Here is a 17711-nt window from a genome sequence, read left to right as displayed (position 1 = left end):
AAAACAATCATGAAAAAATATATCAGTAAATTATTCCTTTTAGCAAGCTTGCTTGTTCTGGGCGCTTCCTGTGAAAGTGAAGGTCAGTTAACGACATTAAAATCCGTTAGTTTTCCTTCTGCAATCGAAGTTTCTGCAAGTACAATAGTGCTAAAAGAAGAAACCGCAGATGATAATGCTTTACTTGTCTCCTGGCCAAAAGTAACCTTCCCCATTGATGCACCGGTTACGTATGCCATTCAATTTGATTTAATTGGCGACACCAGCGGCAGCAATGCCTGGGAAAAAGCCAAAAGAATTGTTGTTGGTGAAGATGTTTTAAGCAAGTCATTTATTGCTATTGATTTAAATAAAATTGCCACAGACTTAGGACTTCAACCGGATGTTGCCGGAAAATTAGTAGTTCGTGTAGAAGCTGCAATGGATCGAAAAATCTACTCTGATCCTATTACTTTAACCGTTACACCTTATGAAAAAAGTGTTGTTTTTTGCGAAATTTACATGCCGGGAGCGTATCAGGGAGAATGGAATGTTGACAAGGCGTTGGCTTTAAGCGCAATATCAAAAGGTGTTTACCAAGGTTATGTAACTGTTCTGCCGGGTTACGGAACCGGATTTAAATTAAATACAGCAAGAAACTGGGCTCAGTTTTACGGAGCGGGAGACACAAATGCCGATTTAAAAAACATGAGTGATACTGATTTCAATTTACCCGGAGAAGGATCTTACCAGATAAAAGTAAATTTAAATACTTTAAAATGGACTTCTACTCCGTATGCCTGGGGAATTGTGGGATCTTCGACTCATGCAGCAACACCGGAAGATAAAGATTATGGATGGAATCATTCTATCCCGATGTCCTACAACCATGAAACTAAAACATGGAAAGTAACTGCCAATTTATTAGCCGGAGCTTTAAAATTCAGATTAAATGATAAATGGGATGTAAACTACGGACCAGCCGATGCATCAACAAATACAATCAATAAGGATAATGGCGGTGCTTATGATATTGGAGAACCGGGAACTTACGAAATAACATTTACCATAAACGATGTAGATCCGGCAACAACAGGATATCCTGCAACGGCAACTTGTACAATCGTAAAAAAATAATCTAACATTTTAATAAGCTAGATTAGTTAGAGTGATACCTGCCTTTTTTGAGCGAAAGGCAGGCTATCTTAAACTTAAAAAATGCTAAGCTTATACAACCAAATTCAAAAAAATATGAAATCAAATATAAATATTGCCTATACTTTAATACTTGCCTTAGCATTTATTTCGTGTAGTTCTTCTGACAATGATTCAGTCGAAAGTTCTCCATATCAGCAATATGGTACTTCTTTCGAAAAAATGCCAAGTAAGGAAGACGCCGTAATTTATCAGGTAAACATTAGGGCCTTTAGTCAGGCAGGAACCTTAAAAGGCGTTCAGGAAAGACTAACACAAATTCAGGAATTGGGTGCCAATGTGATTTATTTAATGCCCATTTATCCTGTTGGGAAAGTAAAAGCTTCCGGCGAATTAGGTTCGCCTTATGCCGTTCAGGATTACAAAGCTGTAAATCCGGATTTTGGAACTTTACAGGATCTTCAGGTTTTGGTTGAAGAGGCTCATAAAAAAAATATGGCCGTTGTTCTGGATTGGGTTGCCAATCACACCGCATGGGATAATGCGTGGATTACACAACATAAAAATTGGTATCAACAAGATGACAAAGGAAATATCATTATTCCGCCCGGAACAAATTATAATGATGTAGCGCAATTGGATTTCAATAATGACGAAATGAAAAGCGCAATGATCGATGCTATGGAATATTGGGTTTATAATGCCAACATTGATGGTTTTAGATGTGATTATGCCGATTTTGTTCCGCAAACATTTTGGTCTGATGCGATTACGAAATTAAGAAGCATCAAAAAAAATCAAACAATATTAATGTTGGCAGAAGGTTCAAAAGTCAATCATTTCGCTTCTGGTTTTGATTATACTTTTGGATTTAACTTTTTCAGCACATTAGAAAAAATATTTAAGGAAAGTAAACCCGCAACTACAATTCAGGATTCTAATGCTACAGAATATGCGAACAATTATACTACTGAAAACAGAGTAGTAAGATATACCAGCAATCATGATGTGAACCTTTCAGAAGGAACACCGTTAGAACTTTTTGGAGGTAAAAAAGGATCTGTCGCCACTTTTGTTGTTGCAGCATACATGAAATCTGTTCCAATGATTTACAACGGACAAGAAGTAGGATATGACAAAAGGCTTAATTATTTTGCCAAAACTCCAATTGACTGGACAACTGCAGATACCTCAATGTTAGCCGAATACAAAAAAATAATTGCTTTTAGAAACACAAGCAATGCCGTTAAAAGAGGAACTTACACAGGATATAGCAGTGATGCGATAAGTGCTTTTACGATGGTAAAAGATACTGAAAAAGTTTTGGTGCTTTCTAACCTGACCAATAATTCTGTAAAATATCTGGTAGCCAATTCATTAAAAGCAACATGGAAAGATGTTATTACAGGAAATTCTGTAACTCTTGGTGCCGAAATCACTTTACTTCCTTTTCAATATCTAATATTGAAGAATTAATACCCACGCAACTTTAAAATTAAATTAGATTTGCAAAAAACTAAATAACATGAATTTTCAATCCCAAAAAATGCCGCTTCAAATTCGTTTGAGCAAAAAAATAGCGTTGTTACTTTTTATATGCGCCAATTCCTTCTGGATTCACGCTCAGGAAATAACTTCACCAAACAAAAATCTTTCCTTAAAATTTGAATTGAAAGAAGGTGGAATTCCATCTTACCAATTATCATATAAACAAAAAGCAGTTATAAAACCAAGTTCTTTGGGTTTAGAACTACAAAATATGCCTTCGTTTTTGGATGGTTTTACCGTTACAAATACAGCACAATCCTCTGTTGATGATACTTGGAATCCAGTTTTAGGTGAAGAAAAAACAATTCGCAACAATTACAACGAATTGGTTGTGACTTTGGCTCAGGCCAAAAATAACAACCGATATATTCGAATTCGTTTTAGATTATTCAACGACGGATTGGGTTTTAGATATGAGTTTCCAAAGCAAAATGACTTGAGTTATTTTGTAATAAAAGAAGAACGTACCGAATTTCAATTGGCAGGAAATCACAAAATTTTCTGGATTCCGGGAGATTATGACACGAACGAATATGCTTATACGACTTCGAAGATTTCTGAAATTCCTTCGTTGATGAAAAAAGCAACTATCGAAATCAATGCACAATGGCCTATCAAGGAATTATCAGTACAAACACCATCCATGATGAAATCTGATGATGGTTTATACATCAACATCCACGAAGCAGGTTTAATCAATTATCCGGCAATGTACCTTGAAGTTGATGCTAAAACCAATAAAATGGTAAGTCATTTAGCGCCGGATGCAGTTGGTGCAAAAGGATATATTCAGACAGATGCACAATCGCCCTGGAGAACCATTGTTGTAAGCGATAAAGCAACTGAGATTTTGGCATCAAAATTAATTCTGAACCTCAACGAACCAACAAGTTACAAGGATGTTTCTTGGATTAAACCGGTAAAATACATCGGGATCTGGTGGGAATATTTCGTAGCCGGAAAAAGTACGTGGGCTTTTGGAAAAGAAAATAATGTAAAATTAACGGATGATTTTACAAAGCTTACGCCAAACGGAAAACACGGAGCCACAACAGAACGTGCAAAAGAATATATTGATTTTGCGTCTAAAAATGGTTTCGATGCCATCCTGATCGAAGGCTGGAATATTGGCTGGGAAGACTGGATCAACAACTGGAAAGAAGAAGTTTTTGATTATGTAACCGCATATCCGGATTTTGATGTAAAAGCAGTTCATCAATATGCTGCTTCAAAAGGAGTAAAAATTATCATGCACCATGAAACTTCGGGATCTGCAACCAATTATGAGCGTCGTTTAGATCGTGCTTTTCAATTTATGAATGACAACGGTTATGACGCTGTAAAAACGGGTTATGTTGGTAAAATTATTCCGCGTGGCGAACACCATGACGGACAATGGATGGTCAATCATTACATTAACGTAGCCAAACGTGCTGCCGATTATAAAATTATGATTGACAGTCACGAAGCAGTTCGTCCAACGGGTTTAAACCGAACTTTCCCCAACTGGATCGCTCAGGAATCTGCTCGCGGAACTGAGTTTGAATCTATGGGAGGATTAGCGCCGGATCATACCACAATTTTACCATTTACAAGATTAATGGGTGGCCCAATGGATTATACGCCTGGAATTTTCCAAACCGATCTTTCGTATTACGGAACCGGAAGTTCTCAGCGTGTTAATACGACTTTGGTAAAACAATTGGCATATTATGTTACCATGTACAGTCCGTTGCAGATGGCGGCAGATATTCCGGGGAATTACGAGCGTTTTCCAGATGCTTTTCAGTTCATAAAAGATGTTGCTGTTGATTGGGATAACAGTTATATTCTTGAAGCTGAACCGGGAGATTATATCACAATTGCCCGTAAAGCAAAAGGAAAAGACGCCTGGTTTGTGGGAGGAATCACAGATGAAAATGCCAGAACTGCCAATATTACTTTTGATTATTTACCTGCCGGAAAAAAATTCATCGCTACCATTTACGCTGACGCGAAAGAAGCGAATTGGGACAAAAATCCACAAAAATATACCGTTACTAAAGTTGTTGTAACCTCAAAAACAATTTTGAAACAGTATTTAGCTCCGGGCGGAGGTGTTGCCATTAGCATCAAAGAGGGAAATGCTAACGAATTAAAGGGATTGAAAAAGTTATAAGATTACATAATCACATGTAATCAAAGATTTTTGCCACGAATTACACGAATTAGCACAAATTTTAATCTGTTTAAGATTATGAAAAAGCTTAATTCGTGAGAATTCGTGTAATTCGTGGCGAAAAAAAATTAAGAATTTTATTACTGCTTGAAAACTATTAACCACAAATGTTTGTCAAATTTAAAACCAATGCGAGTGAGAATGAATTTTAGTTAAGATGCTGACAAGCATGCAAAAAATTAAAATTATGGAAATTAAAAAAATTACCAGACTATTTCATATCACGAAAACTTTAATCTGTTTTCTGATATTATTTGCAAGTTCCGTTTATGCGCAAGATCCACCTCAATACGGTACACCATTTGCAGGTGTTCCGGATACCAGAGATGTAAACATGTATCAGGTACATATTCGTCCGTTTAGTGCTAACGGAAATCTAGCCGGAGTAACCGCCCGTTTAGATAATATAAAAGCACTTGGTACCAATGTTATTTATTTAATGCCCATTTATCCACATGGTACAGATTCCCGAAGTTCTGCTTCGCCTTATTGCATTAAAGATTTTAAAGCGGTAGGATCAGAATATGGTTCCCTCGCCGATTTAAGAACTTTAGTTGATGGCGCTCACAGCCGTGGAATGTCGGTTATTCTTGACATAGCCATTAACGGAACTTCCTGGGATAATGCCTGGACAGTTTCACATCCGGAATACTATTTAAGAAGTGGAACAACGATTCAGCAATTAGGGAATTTCTCTGATATCGCAGCACTTGATCTTAATAGTTCCGCAACAAGAAACGCAATAAAAGATGCGATGCGTTACTGGATTCTGGCTGCAAATGTCGACGGTTACCGTTGCGATTATGCAAATAATCCACCGCTTGATTTTTGGTCAGAAGTGATTGGAAACATCCGTGGAATTTCGTCTCATAAATTATTAATGTTAGCCGAAGGAGACAGACAAGCCAACTTTACGGCGGGTTTTGATATGAATTTTGGCGACAGATGGTTTTGGAACGCCTTGAAAGATGTTGCTGCCGGAGGCCCGGTTTCGCAGCGTTTTCAAACCATAAACGATTATGAATATGCCAATGCCACAGGTTCAAACCAAGCCGTAAGATACACAGGAAATCATGATACGTATACCAATGATAATGGTGTACAAAGACCCTTTGTAATCTTCAACAATCATAACGGAATCGTTGCCAATTTCTTAGTTTCGGCCTATATGAAAGGAGTTCCTTTTTTAATGAGCGGACAGGAAATAGATTATGAACCCAAAACCGACTGGCCTTGGACTGGCTTTAAATTCAACTGGTCACAAAATCCAACTGCAGCAGCCGATTTTGCTAAAATTCTAAATTTCAGAACAGCAAGCGCAGCCATAAGACGTGGAGATTTAACAATGTATGCCAATGACGATATTAGTATTTTTACCAAAACATTAGGTACTGAAAAAGTAATCGTAATGTCGAATTTGAGAAATGCTTCGAAATCGTATGTAATTCCGGCAGCTTTGGCGGGAACTTATGTAAATCCGTATAACAATAATGCTTCGGTAACATTAACTGCAGGCGCAACTAGATCGTTTGCCGCTTACGAATATTTGGTTTTAACCAATACAAACGCACCGGTTGTTGCGGTTACAGGAGTTTCTGTAAATCCAACTTCAGCAACGGTTGGTTTAGGATCTACACAACAATTAAATCCAACTATTGCTCCGGCAAATGCAACCAATCAAAACCTGACCTGGACTTCGAGCAATACTGCGGTTGCAACTGTAAATGGTTCTGGTTTAGTAACTGCAGTTTCTGCCGGAACAACAACAATTACAGTAAAAACAGTTGATGGAAATAAAACAGCAACATCGGCAATAACTGTGGCAGCTATTCCGGTTGCTTCAGTAAGTGTTTCGCCAAATACGGCAAGTTTGTATGCAGGAAATACGCAACAACTTTCGGCAACAATTGCTCCTGCAAATGCAACAAACAAAACGGTAACGTGGAGTTCTAACAATACAGCAATTGCGACTGTAAATTCATCCGGATTGGTTACAGCAGTTTCGGCAGGAACGGCAATTATTACAGCAAAAACTCAGGACGGAAATAAAACCGCAACAGCAACTATTACGGTAAATCCAAATAGTAATTTTACGGTATACTTCTACAAACCATCAGCTTGGGGAACCGGAATTAAAATTTATTATTGGAGTGCTTTACCAACCGGAGTTTTAGCAGATGCATCCTGGCCTGGTGTAAACATGACCAATGCAGGAAATGGCTGGTACAGTTATACATTTACAAATGTAACTTCGACCAATATAATTTTTAACGATGGTACAAGTCAAACAGCCAACTTAACCAGAAACAAAACGGGTTGGTATATGAACGATATTTGGTATGATTCTAATCCGGGAACTGTTGTTGCAGTTACGAGCATCAGTTTGAGTCCAACTACAGCTTCATTATCTGTTGGTGCAACACAACAATTAACTCCAACTGTTTTGCCTTCAAATGCAACAAATAAAGCAGTAAGTTATAGTTCAAATAATACCACTGTGGCAACTGTAAACAGTTCCGGTTTAATTACCGCTGTAGCAAATGGAAATGCGACAATCACGGTTACAACAGTTGACGGTAATAAAACAAGTACTTGTCCCGTAACCGTTTCTACATCTTCAACCGGAGGAACTTATTACACGATCAAAAACAGATGGACAGGTGCTTATTTATCTGATGCCGGAGCAAATACAGGTTACGGAGCAACAGCCTCTAACAACAATTACAAATGGCAAAAAATTGCCATAGATGCGACATATTATGTCCTTAAAAATGTAGCGACAGGCGAACTGATTAATATCGAAGGTCAAACTGGATCTGTGCAATGTAATGTTACAGATTCTACTTTCTGGAGCGCACAATGGTCTAGCGATAATGTTGATGGAACCTGGATCAGAATCAGAAACAGATGGCAATCCGGAAACATCATTCATGTTGAAAACCAAACAGGATCTGCGCAATATGGCAATTCTCAGGATGGCTGGTTTAGCGCACAATGGCAATTGGAACCAACAACTGTTTCAAGTGCTAAATCTGCTCTTAAAGTGGAAGAAGTTTCAATAGAAGAAAAAGCGGTAACTATTTACCCAAACCCTTCAACAGACAATCAATTTCAAGTTGTATTGCCTGAATTAGAAAATGGTGATATAGCTTCAATTACAGTTTCTGATATGAACGGAAGAAGTGTTTTAACCGAAAGACTTTCAAGTTCGGGACAAATTAATCATCATTTAGCATCAGGAATTTATGTTGTAAATATTATTTCAAAAGGTTTTAATGTGACTAAAAAACTGGTTGTTAAATAACTTAAAGTTTATATAAAAAGCAAAAGGCGTATGAAATTTTCATATGCCTTTTTTTATTCCGAAAACCTAAAATTAATCTCTTCTAAAATTTTGATACTACTTGATAATTCCATTCATTTACAGCCAATATTAATCTATACCGCAATGAAAAAAAAATTACTTTTAATTATTATTCTTTTATTTGGAGTATTATTTGTTTCTTGCTCAGGCGATGAATCTGATAAGCCTAAAACGCCTATATTAATTGATCCATCACCTATTACAATTACAGCTGCTTCTACTGAATTTCTTTTTTCAGGAGAAGATTTAGAACTTACAGGATCTAATTTTGTTAATAAAGATTATCCCACTAAAGTTTTTGTAAACGAGGTAGAAGTAACACCTAAAGAAATTACAGATACCAAAATCTTAATTTCGAGTCCAAATGTAAAATCGGGAATAAATGTAGTCAGAATCCAAATCCAAAATATAAATAGTATTCCTTTAAATTTCAATGCAATAGCGAAAGGATGGAATAAGATAAATGCTTTAGGAGCAATAAATATTTATAAATCTACTGTTTTAGAAAATAGTAAAACTATCTTTTCATTGCTAGATACTGAAATTCCGAAGAAATTGGAAGCGAAATCAAATGGCTATACACAAACCACAATAAATGTTCCCGGCTTTTTTGAAGATTTTCAAATGATTGATGACAAAGCAGGAATTTTAATATCTACTCCTAACGCTAGTTTCACAGATGATGCTTTTCAAAATATAAATAAAATCACTACAGAGTATAAATTTACATCTTCCAAATTAAATATAGGTTTTTTAGAAAGTAACCAATGCATTTTGAATACAATGCTTGGAGGGCAGTTGTATACTAATGACAACGGAAAAACTTTTGTTAAGAATCAACCTCCTTCTTGGGCAATTAATAGTAATACTGGTAAAATTAAATTGAATGTCAAGACTTTTGGAAAGTCAACATCCAATGGTAAATTTTATCAACTAGGTATAATACAGGATTTAAATTATAATATAGATAATAATAAAAATGCAGTATTAGAATCCCCTACTGGCTATAGCGACTGGGCAATTAAAGATACTATTTCTAAAACAGGTAAAAACTTATCTTACAATTACAAATTTAAAAACATTAACCAAATCCTAACAATAAATCAAGTTGATAATACACTAGTTCAATCTACTGATATGATGAAATCATGGACTGTGTTAAGAACCAATGTAAATTCAGTATTTCTTAGAACGGAAAAAGAGTGGTACATTCAGTCTGGAGACAAATTGCTGGTTACAAAAAATTCTGGTGCGACATGGGAATTAGAAATGGATTTACCTGTAAATTCATTTATAAGTGATATTTCTTTTTCTAAATCTAAAATTATAATTTCTGGATTTAAAGGCTTACATTATTTAAAATTAGAATAGACCTTTAAAGCATCAAAACCAATGGCGTATGAAACTTTCATACGCCATTTTTTGTTTTATTTGAAGAAACATTTAAAATGAATAATTGAGTGCAAACCCAAAATCATTTGTTGATGTTATATTATTCCTATTTATTGAAGGTTTAAAAGCTAAATTTTCGCTTACATTAAACTGAGACAAAGCGGCATCAATATTAGCATCGATAATATTTAAAACATAGAAACCAACGATAAACAATGCGGATAAATCTCTGTTTCGCTGAAATTGCTTTTGTGCCGAAAGTAATTGACTCTCGCTTAAGTTGGCTAAGTATTCAGAACTTCCCGTGTTTCCTGCCAGTCTGTTTTTGTATTCGTCTCTGTAAATGTTATAACTTTTCTGGCTGTCGATATAAAAATAAGTACTCGCGCCAATTGCTCCGTAAACTAACGGAAGTTTCCAGTATTTTTTATTATAAATCTGTCCTAAACCAGGAAAAATAGCGGAATAAAAAGCTGCTTTTGCAGGACGTAAAGGATCAATTGTTGTTGATTTAAGCGTATCGTTCAAAGCGATACTATTTTTTCCCTGAGCAAAAGTTGAGGTTAACCCGAAAAATAAAAACAGAAGAATGAATTGATACTGCATATAAAAGTTACTTTGGATGTTGATCAAAGAAACCTATTTAGTTCTAAGTATTTTCTTAAGTAAAAGATAAATAAAGCTTAATGTTTTTTTGCCACGAATTTCGCAAATTAGCACGAATTATTTTAACTAATTACTGTATTTAAATAGTAGTCGTTTGAAAAGTATATTTTTATTAAATAAAATTTTTAGAGGAATTAAAAACAGTTTCAATTTGTAAAATGTATCTTACAAAGATAAAACTGTTTTTTACTGAATTCAATTTTTGTCTTAAGAATTTTAATATCTTTGGGTTATGAGCACAATAACAAAACCAAATCATATAGGAAGAAATATCAGTCGTATTCGTGAACTGAAAGACATGAAGCAAGAAGCACTCGCTCAAGCTTTAGGAACTAATCAACAGGCAATATCTGCTATGGAAAATAGTGAAACTATAGACGAAGAAAAACTCAAACTAGTTGCAAAAGCACTTGGCATAAGTGTTGAGGCCATTAAGAATTTTTCGGAAGAAAGTGTTTTTAATTATTTTAATACTTTTAATGACAATAGTCAGGGAACTATAGGAAATCATGATGGAAATTATCATTGTACTTTCAATCCTCTTGACAAAGTAGTTGAGCTTTACGAACGTTTGGTTCAGGCAGAAAAAGATAAAAACGAATATTTAGAGAAATTATATAAAGGAAAATAAACTTTTAACTCGATCTTTTCTTGCCACGAATTTCACTAATTAACACTAATTTTTATGCGGCAAACCTTTAAAATTAATTCGTGAAAATTCGTGAAATTCGTGGCAAACTTTTTTACTCCCCCAACATTTCCATTAATTCCAAAGCGCGTTTGGTCGATTTTACATTCTCGAAGGTCAGCAAAAGTCGTAAGCCGTTTGGAGTTTGTTTTTCTTTCATGGTACAAAGTGAACTATATTTTTGTACAAATTGTAACACCTTTCTAAACTTTGTAGATTGGTAATAATCAGACTGTTGATCTGAAACAAAGTAACCAATCATTTTGCCTTTTTTCATGACCAGTTTTTCAATTCCTATATTGGTCGCAATCCATTTGATGCGAATACTATTCATCAAGGCATTGGCACGCGGAGGCATTGGACCAAAACGGTCAATTAATTTGTTTTGAAAGATAACCAGCTCTTCTTCATTTTTTACAGAACCCAACTCGTTATATAAACTTAGACGTTCGGTTACATTATTGATATATTCATCAGAAAACAGGAGCTCAAAATCAGTATCGATTTGTAGATCTTTTACATATTCTTTAGTTTCAATATCATTTTCTTCCGGATATAAATCTTTGAATTCGTTTTCTTTTAATTCTTCGATGGCTTCGTTCATGATTTTTTGATACGTATCAAAACCAATTTCGTTGATGAAACCGCTTTGTTCACCGCCCAATAAATCTCCTGCACCACGAATTTCAAGATCTTTCATGGCAATGTTGAAACCGCTTCCTAATTCGCTAAATTGTTCCAATGCCTGAATACGCTTTCTGGCGTCTTCGGTCATGGATGAATATGGCGGACAGATAAAATAACAGAATGCTTTTTTATTGCTACGTCCTACCCGACCACGCATTTGATGCAGATCTGACAATCCGAAATTGTTGGCATTGTTAATAAAAATCGTGTTAGCATTTGGTACATCTAAACCACTTTCGATGATTGTGGTTGCTACCAAAACATCAAAATCTCCGTTCATGAAACCTAACATCAATTCTTCGAGTTTCGCACCTTCCATTTGTCCGTGTCCAATTCCGACTCTGGCATTTGGCACCAAACGCTGAATCATTCCTGCCACTTCTTTTATATTTTCGATTCTGTTATTGATAAAGAAAACCTGTCCGTTTCGCTGAATTTCATACGAAATCGCATCACGAATTATCTCTTCATTGAATCCAACGACGTTTGTTTCTATCGGATAACGATTTGGCGGAGGCGTTGTAATAACCGATAAATCTCTTGCTGCCATTAATGAGAATTGCAAAGTTCTCGGAATTGGCGTTGCCGTCAATGTCAACGTATCAACATTTGCTGCAATCGTTTTGAGTTTGTCTTTTACGTTTACACCAAACTTTTGTTCCTCATCGACAATCAATAAACCAAGATCTTTAAAAACCACGTTTTTATTAACTAATTGATGTGTTCCAATGACAATATCCAGCTTTCCTTCGGCTAAATCTTTTAAGGTTTGTGCCTTTTGTTTTGCGGTTCTAAATCTATTTAAATAACCAATAGAAACCGGCATATCTTTTAATCTTTCCGTAAAAGTTCTGTAATGCTGGTACGCCAAAATTGTGGTTGGAACCAAAATCGCGACTTGTTTACTATTATCAACGGCTTTAAAAGCAGCACGAATCGCAACTTCCGTTTTTCCGAAACCTACGTCACCACAAACCAAACGATCCATTGGGCGATCGCTTTCCATGTCGGCTTTTACTTCTTGTGTCGACTTGGTTTGATCCGGTGTATCTTCATAGATAAACGAACTTTCTAATTCGTTTTGCAAATAACTGTCGGGTGCAAACTGAAAACCTTTTTCTAATCGGCGTTTTGCGTACAACTGAATCAGGTTGAATGCAATATGTTTGACGCGCGCTTTGGTTTTTTGTTTTAAAATTTTCCAGGCATTCGATCCTAACTTATAAATTTTAGGCGGCGTTCCGTCTTTTCCGTTGTATTTTGAAATTTTATGAAGCGAATGTATGCTTACATACACGATATCATTATCGGCATAAACCAATTTTATGGCTTCCTGCGTTTTGCCTTCGACCTGAATTTTCTGCAATCCGCCAAACTTCCCAATTCCGTGGTCGATGTGTGTTACATAATCCCCAACCGAAAGTGCGGTTAATTCTTTAAGGGTAATATTATGCTTTTTAGAATATCCGTTTTTGATGTTGAATTTATGATAACGCTCAAAAATCTGATGATCTGTATACGCCGTAATTTGATTTTCCTCGTCAATAAAACCCTGATATAAAGGTAAAACTATAGTATGATATTGCTTGCGGATATTCTCTGAATTGGCTTCGTCCAGAGTTTCAAAAATATCATGAAAACGTTTTGCCTGCGCTTCATTCGAGCAGAATAAATAATTCTTGAATCCGTTAAAATGATTGTCGCTCAAGTTGTTCAATAACAAATCAAATTGTTTATTGAAAGATGGTTGTGGTTGAATATGAAAATCAAACTTTTTAGTAGTTTTAAAAATGGGTTTCGAAGCCAATTCTACAACCGAAAAATCTAAAGCACGCTTGATAAACGAAGCCTGATTTAAAAATAATTGTTCAGGCGTTGCATGTTTTATTTCTCCCGAAAGTTTCTCAAAAGCTTCTTGCGCTCTTGCAAATTGTTTGTCTAACTGACTAAAAAGTCCATCAGTATTTTGAATAAAAATGACGGTTTTCTCCGCAATATAATCCAAGAAGCTTTCTCGGTTTTCCTGGAATATCTTGTTTTCGACATTTGGGATTATGGTGATTTTTTTATGGGTTTCGACAGATAATTGTGTCTCAACATCAAAACTACGAATACTGTCGACTTCGTTACCAAAAAACTCAATTCTGTACGGATGATCGTTTGAAAAGGAGAATACATCGACGATTCCTCCACGAACCGAAAATTCGCCGGGTTCTGTAATAAAATCGACTCGTTTGAACTCGTATTCAAATAAAACTTCGTTGATAAAATCGATCGAAATTTTATCGTTCAAAGCGACTTTCAAGGTGTTTTTCTCAAGCTGTTGTCTTGTTACTACTTTCTCGAATAGTGCCTCGGGATAGGTGACAATTATCGCTGGTTTTTTTCGGGAATTAATTCGGTTTAAAACCTCAGCGCGAAGTAAAACATTGGCATTATCTGTTTCATCCACCTGATAAGGGCGGCGAAATGATGCCGGATAAAACAATACATCCTGTTCGCCAATCATTTGTTCGAGATCGTTCAGGTAATAAGCGGCTTCTTCTTTATTGTCTAGGACAAGTAAAAAAGGCAACTCGGTTTTTTTGAAAAGTGCGCGTATCACAAATGAAACTGCTGATCCTAACAATCCGTTAAGATGCATTTTTATCTGATTCTGCTCCAGTAATTGTGTGGCAATCTGCTGATTTTTTGGCAGATTATCATACATTGTATATAAGGCGTTTTTACTCAAGTTGTGGTGAATTTGGATCTGTACTTCTTCCCGGAATCGGATTTACCTTTGTGCTGGGAATGGCACGCGTTGTGTCTAACATTTTTAAAAAATCTTCTTCTCCCTGTTCTTTCGGAATTTTACTTTTTACAATAATATTATCCATTTGTCTTTCTAAAGAAACTAATTCTTTATTGATGTCTCCCACTAAGAACGTCACTTTTTCAGCCGGAATTTGATTTAAATGAATAAATAAATCCATCATTTTTATTTTGGTAATCAAAACAGAAATTCGGCTTTTTATTGCAGGAACATTAAACTCCGCAGGAATATTGTTGTTTAGTGCCATTGCTTTTTTTGAAATCGCAGTTGACTTTTTTTGAAAAGCTCCAATAGTTTTTCGTGGTTTATCGCCTATTTCTTTTAAAAAATCGCGCCATTCATTCCATGAATTTACTTTTTGTTCTGAAATTTCATTTATTGGTTCCTCAATAAATACCCAGCCTTTATTGATGTTATCAAAAATAACTTCCTTTTTTTTAGCTTCTTTTTCATTTTCAGCACGACGTTTTTCATCTTCATTTTGACATGAATGCAACACAAAGACAAAAAGCAGAAAAAGAGATATTTTATATTTCATTTGAAAAAACATTAAGCTACAAAGTTACAAAGTAAATTTACAATTATGAATTCTGTTTTTTGCTAAAGATTCTATAAATGATGGTTGTTTTTTTGGCTTAAAAATTTTACCGCAAAGGGCGCAAAGTTTTTTTATCTTATAGTTAAGTTTAGAAAACACAAAGTTCGCAAAGCTGTTTCAACATCTAGCTTTGCGAACTTTGTGTTTTTATAAAAACTGCTTCATTTAAAAAACTTTGCGCCCTTTGCGGTAAAAAATCTGTATGTGTGCTAAACGTAAAAATAATTAAACCCTCAACGGAGAATAATCTAAAAAAGCATCTTTATCATTGTTAAATTTGTAATTTGATGTTCTAAAAAGTAAAAATATTTGCGAAAACGTTATATTTGCATATCTAAAAACTACATAATGAATCCAAAAATATTGATCATTGGCGCTTGCGGTCAAATTGGGACAGAACTGACTCAAAAACTGCGTAAATTATATGGTACAGACAATGTAATTGCGTCTGATATTCGAAAATTAAATACTGACGTTGTTAATTCAGGTCCGTTTGAAGTGGTCAATGCTTTAGATTTTAATCAGATTGAGCATCTTGTCGAAGTGCATCAAATTACTGATATCTATTTAATGGCAGCTCTTTTATCGGCTACAGCCGAAAAAAATCCTGCTTTTGCGTGGGATTTAAATATGAATTCTTTATTTCACGTTTTAAATTTGGCTAAAGCCAAAAAAATAAAAAAGATATTCTGGCCTTCAAGCATAGCTGTTTTTGGACCAACAACTCCTAAAGAAAATACGCCACAATATACTATAATGGAACCTTCTACGGTTTACGGAATTAGTAAACAAGCGGGTGAAAGATGGTGCGAATATTACCATAATATTTATGGTGTTGATGTGCGCAGTATTCGTTATCCCGGATTAATTAGCTGGTCTACGCCTCCTGGTGGCGGAACTACAGATTATGCAGTGGATATTTTCTATAAGGCTATTGCCGATAAAAAATACGAATGCTTTCTATCTTCCGAAACCAAAATGCCTATGATGTACATGGATGATGCGATTGATGCGACTATTAATATTATGCAGGCTCCTGCCGAAAAAATAAAAATACATTCGTCATACAATTTAGCGGCGATGAGTTTTACGCCGACTGAGATTGCGAATGAAATCAAAAAACATATTCCGGAATTTGAAATTACTTATGAGCCTGATTTCCGTCAGAAAATTGCGGATAGCTGGCCGGCAAGTATCGACGACTCTGAAGCTAGAGAAGATTGGGACTGGAAACATACTTTTGATCTTGAATCTATGACAAAAGATATGCTGGAACATTTAGGATAAAATCTATCAAAAACAAAAAATCTTGCCATTTTCAAGGTTTCATGTATTTGTAGATTAGAAATTTAAACAAAAAAATACCGAAGAGTTCATCTTCGGTATTTTTATTTCTATACTTTTCTAAAACTCAAATTCTATCCCATTTTAAGGTTGCTTGTATCACACCACTTGTATCTACTTTTACATCCAGAGGCAGGATTTCAAAAAGTTTTTTTCCTTTCTCGTAAATTGTGATTTTTAGTTTTTCTTCTGCTTTTATGCCTCGCGATTTACCATAGAAATAACTTACCTGGTTGTAATCGACATGATAGTGTCTTTGTTTGGCGTCCTGAGTACCTATTTGGGCAGAGTAAATTTCACGTTTGTCCTCTACATACAGATGCTGTTTGGAAATATTTACTCATCACATTTTTTTAAAACAACCGATTTTTCTTCTATTTTACTAGTAAAGGGATTTTTCAAATAAACCCTTTGTTTCTTCTTCTTATCATAAAAACCAAACCATTTAAATTCTGCTTTATTTTCATCTATTAATTTAATCTCCGCTATAGGAACAGTTAATGAGCAGTCATTAAAATCAATCTCTTTTGGTACGTTATTATTAGAATATACTTCGCCATTTGGCGCATAGTTGTTCCCTGATTCTTTTAAATATATTTCAATGCTATTACTGCCTGTTTGTTTAGAAGTTGCACCGCAAATAAAATTAATTGAGCTTATCCCAAAAATTATCTCATCAGAAGAATAAAAAATTAAATTATCCTTATCTAATCCATCTTCGCAATGATTACTCCACTGCTTATTTATATTAAATAAAGCCGATATATCTTCTTTCTTTTTTTCATCATCACAATTATCACATTCTTTACATAGTTGGTTTATATGTTTAATTGAATTGACATATAAACTATCTATAAAAATTTCACCATTTATCCTCCAGATTTTTTTATTTAATTGTTGAAAAGTAATCGTACTATCTATTCCATCAGGAATTTCATTATTATATTTATAAGTAGTTTTTAATTTAACTCGATTATTTGCAATTATTGATGAAATAATATTCAGCATATAATGTTCTTGGCCCCAGTTATGGAAAATACTATCTTTATATAAAATATATTTCGCAATATCAGCATCGCATGGCTGATATATAATGGTATCTGTATTATTTATCCCAATACGGAAAAAAGTATGTCCGATAGGTGGTTGTATTTCTTTAAAATTTGTTGTTTCTTTTTTGTCTTTGCATGATATTATAGAAGACATTAGTATGACACAAAAAAAACTTAGTATTCCTTTCATTTATTAATATTATTT

Annotated in this window: 11 protein-coding genes; 7 read left to right on the top strand and 4 right to left on the bottom strand. The window is 34.9% G+C overall.

What is annotated here, in order from left to right:
* The first annotated feature begins 9 nt into the window (after positions 1-9).
* From ACHRVX_RS08885 to ACHRVX_RS08865, 5 genes are all read left to right on the top strand, one after another.
* Entirely contained in the window at positions 10-1116 is a 1107-nt protein-coding gene (locus tag ACHRVX_RS08885; RefSeq protein ID WP_395331356.1) for a SusE domain-containing protein, read from the top strand.
* Between the two features lie 114 nt (positions 1117-1230).
* Positions 1231-2610 carry an alpha-amylase family glycosyl hydrolase gene (locus ACHRVX_RS08880; protein WP_395331354.1) on the top strand — a complete coding sequence of 460 codons (1380 nt, stop codon included), beginning with the start codon at positions 1231-1233 and terminating at the stop codon, positions 2608-2610.
* 49 nt (positions 2611-2659) lie between these two features.
* Complete coding sequence (locus ACHRVX_RS08875; RefSeq protein ID WP_395331351.1) at positions 2660-4840, top strand: glycoside hydrolase family 97 protein; 2181 nt, start codon at positions 2660-2662, stop codon at positions 4838-4840.
* Between the two features lie 247 nt (positions 4841-5087).
* Positions 5088-8204, top strand: coding sequence for an Ig-like domain-containing protein (locus tag ACHRVX_RS08870; protein WP_395331348.1), 3117 nt, complete (start codon positions 5088-5090; stop codon positions 8202-8204).
* Between the two features lie 144 nt (positions 8205-8348).
* The gene (locus ACHRVX_RS08865) at positions 8349-9635 is read left to right on the top strand and encodes an IPT/TIG domain-containing protein (RefSeq protein ID WP_395331346.1); all 1287 of its coding nucleotides are present in this window, start codon (positions 8349-8351) and stop codon (positions 9633-9635) included.
* Between the two features lie 72 nt (positions 9636-9707).
* On the opposite strand, the gene ACHRVX_RS08860 is transcribed toward ACHRVX_RS08865, so the two are convergent.
* Entirely contained in the window at positions 9708-10262 is a 555-nt protein-coding gene (locus ACHRVX_RS08860) for a DUF5683 domain-containing protein (protein WP_395331343.1), read from the bottom strand.
* A gap of 292 nt (positions 10263-10554) precedes the next feature.
* Here ACHRVX_RS08860 and ACHRVX_RS08855 point away from each other — a divergent pair, with 292 nt between their 5' ends.
* A complete protein-coding gene (locus ACHRVX_RS08855) occupies positions 10555-10953 on the top strand; it encodes a helix-turn-helix domain-containing protein (RefSeq protein ID WP_395331340.1) in 399 nt (132 codons plus the stop codon).
* A 112-nt stretch (positions 10954-11065) separates the two neighbouring features.
* Here ACHRVX_RS08855 and mfd read toward each other — a convergent pair whose 3' ends face one another.
* Together mfd and ACHRVX_RS08845 are read right to left on the bottom strand one after the other, a co-directional pair.
* Positions 11066-14431 carry a transcription-repair coupling factor gene (gene mfd / locus ACHRVX_RS08850; protein ID WP_395331337.1) on the bottom strand — a complete coding sequence of 1122 codons (3366 nt, stop codon included), beginning with the start codon at positions 14429-14431 and terminating at the stop codon, positions 11066-11068.
* Positions 14424-15050, bottom strand: a complete 627-nt coding sequence (locus tag ACHRVX_RS08845; RefSeq protein ID WP_395331335.1) for a hypothetical protein — start codon at positions 15048-15050, stop codon at positions 14424-14426. Before ACHRVX_RS08845 ends, mfd begins: the two co-directional genes overlap by 8 nt.
* A gap of 408 nt (positions 15051-15458) precedes the next feature.
* Here ACHRVX_RS08845 and ACHRVX_RS08840 point away from each other — a divergent pair, with 408 nt between their 5' ends.
* On the top strand, positions 15459-16397 hold the full coding sequence (locus ACHRVX_RS08840) for an L-threonine 3-dehydrogenase (RefSeq protein WP_395331333.1): 939 nt from the start codon (positions 15459-15461) through the stop codon (positions 16395-16397).
* 393 nt (positions 16398-16790) lie between these two features.
* Here the strand turns inward: ACHRVX_RS08840 and ACHRVX_RS08835 are convergent, their stop codons facing one another.
* Complete coding sequence (locus ACHRVX_RS08835; RefSeq protein WP_395331330.1) at positions 16791-17696, bottom strand: hypothetical protein; 906 nt, start codon at positions 17694-17696, stop codon at positions 16791-16793.
* Positions 17697-17711 lie beyond the last annotated feature (15 nt).

The sequence above is a fragment of the Flavobacterium sp. FlaQc-47 genome (assembly GCF_044006475.1).
Lineage (GTDB): Bacteria > Bacteroidota > Bacteroidia > Flavobacteriales > Flavobacteriaceae > Flavobacterium.
Note: the sequence above shows the minus strand (reverse complement) of the source record. Positions and strands in the feature narration are given on the sequence as shown.